Source organism: Pseudonocardia sp. (genome assembly GCF_035305885.1).
Lineage (GTDB): Bacteria > Actinomycetota > Actinomycetes > Mycobacteriales > Pseudonocardiaceae > Pseudonocardia.
The window spans coordinates 1-2,432 of record NZ_DATGOP010000012.1; the positions used below are offsets into that span (position 1 = coordinate 1).

General features: G+C 75.8%; 1 pseudogene. It reads right to left on the bottom strand.

Annotated features, from left to right (window positions below):
* Window positions 1–2,432 (bottom strand): annotated as a pseudogene (locus tag VKZ81_RS02120) (hypothetical protein); the annotation flags it as partial.

Consider the following 2,432-nt stretch of genomic DNA (forward strand, 5'->3'; position numbering starts at 1 on the left):
CTTCCCACCCGGCTTCTCCGTCGGCGGCGCGGCGCCGCCGGTCGTCGGGGACGTCGACGACGGGCCGGTCGGCCGCGGCGTGCCGGTGTCGGGTGTCGTGGGACCGCTCGGTCCGCTCGGCGGGCCGCGGATGCTCCACGCCCAGGCCAGGGTGGCGAGGACACCGACCACGCCGGTCGTGATCGCCACCGCGGTGGGCAGCGCGGGCCAGCCGAGGAACAACGCGGCCGCCGCCAGCGCGTTCACCCCCGTGAGCGCCGCGCCCGCCAGCGTGTGCCCGACCTTCGCGCGGGGCGACAGGTGCGGCCGGGTCAGCACCCAGTGCGCGAGCCCGCCCAGCGTCAGCGCACCGGTCACCGAGATCAGCAGCGGCAGGTGGCGCAGCTGGTAGATCATCCCGTACGCGGCGATCGTCGCGGCCGAGTAGACCGAGAAGAACTTGACCAGCCTCGCCGGCGGCGACCACTTGGTCACCTTCCCGGCCAGGTGCAGCAGCGCCTCGCCGCCGAACCCGGTGAACGTGGCCAGCACCAGGCCCAGCACGACCGGGTGGATGTTGACGATCCCGTCGAAGCTCGGGTGGGCGAGCACCGCGTAGATCAAGAACGGGATCGACACCAGCGTCGTCGTCGCCCCGATCGTCGCGAGGCGGTCGGCCATCCGGTCCCACCGCTTCGCGAGCGGGCCCTTGTCCGGCGACGACGGGGTGAACAGCGCCGCGAGCATCGCGAGCGTGCCGATCACCGTGGTCACCGCCGTGACGCCGAACAGCCCGGCGATCACCTGGAACGCGTCCGGCGCCGCGTGGTTCAGCACACCCCGCAGGTGCAGCGGCAGGTTCACCGACAGCGTCGCGGCGATCGCCGCCAGCAGGCCCCGCTGCACCCACACGTTCTTCGACAGCAGGTCCTTGAACGTGTTGAGCGTGCCGCGCACCTGGAACGCCACCATCGCGCTGATCGTGGGCAGCGCCCACACCAGCTGGGCCCCGGTGGCGGCGACGAACACCGCACCCACGGCGATGTGCACCAGCCCGGCCGGGCTGAACACCACACCGGCGACCCGCCTGGTCCGGTCCCACAGCTGCTGGGCCGCCAACTGGACGGCGACCTTCCAGTAGGTCACCGTCCACTCGATCGGCCAACCGTCGCGGACCGAGCGGCCCCACGCGGCGAGCGCCGAACCCCACGCCGCCACGGCCGCGCGGACGCGCCCGAACGCGGCGCCGAGCTCGGCGCGGGTGGGCGCCCGGATCTGCTGCGGCGTCCACTTCGAGCGCAGCAGCGCCAGCACCGCCGCACCCGCGACGACCACACCGGCGACCGTCGCCGCGGTGCCCGCGCCGACCACGGCGAGCGCGACCCCGCCGGCGAACCCGAACCCGCCACCCACGCGGACGGCGGCGCGGGCCCGGCCCGGCCCCATCGGCGTACCCCAGAACGCCGCAGCACCCCGGCGGATCCCGTCCCGGGCCCCGGTCAGGGAACCGACGACGTCGACGGCGCTCCACGACCGCATCCGGCGCAGCAGCGCCCACACGCCGAACCCGGCCGCGAGCACGGCGGCCGCGCCGCCGACGACGAGCAACACGACCCGTCCGACCGGCGACGGCGAACCGCGGACGTCGGACAGCTCGCTCGGGCTGCCGGTCGGGCCGGGCGACCCGGTCCCACCCGGCGTCGGCGACGCGCCCGGGGTCGACGTCGAGGTCTCCGGGCCGGTCGTCGGCGTCTGCGACGGCGTGGGCGTCGGCGCCGTGGTCGGCTCGCTGGACAGCGGCGACGGCGGCGTCGCCGGCGTCGCCGGCGGCGTGATCGGCCCGGTCGGCGGGGTGGTCGGCCCGGTCGTCGGCGGCGTCGTCGGCACGGTCGGTTCCGGCGACGGCGAGGCAGCGCCCGGCACGTCCCAGTTCTCGCCCGGGTGGATCAGGTCGACGTCGCGGCCCGCGAGCCGGTCGCGGTTCGCGTCGGCGATGTCGATCCAGGCGCGCAGCCCGAACCGGTGGGCGATCCAGGTCAGGTTGTCGTCAACCTGGGTCGCCCAGGTGTCCCCGGTGCCTGCGGGCGCGGTGAACCGGGTGCCCGCCGGCAGCAGCGTGTGGTCGCTCTTCGGCAGGGTCATCCCCGGGTTGGCCCGCAGGATCGCCTCGCGCACCGCGCCGCGGGTCGTGCCGAGGCCATCCGCCAGCCTCGCCACCGAGTCGTTCGGCTGGGTCACGACCTCGCGGCCGCTCTGCGTCGCGGACGCATCGCGCGCCGGCAGCTCCAACACGGTGCCCGCGCTGACCCGGACCACCTCGAGCCGCACGACCGCGTGCTGATCGCGCGCCGGCGCCTCCGGCCGGCTCGCCGACCCGAACAGCGACAGACCCAGCGTGCCGAGCAACGCGGCGGCGGCGACAGCCGTGCCGATCCGCTGAGCCCAGCGCGGCG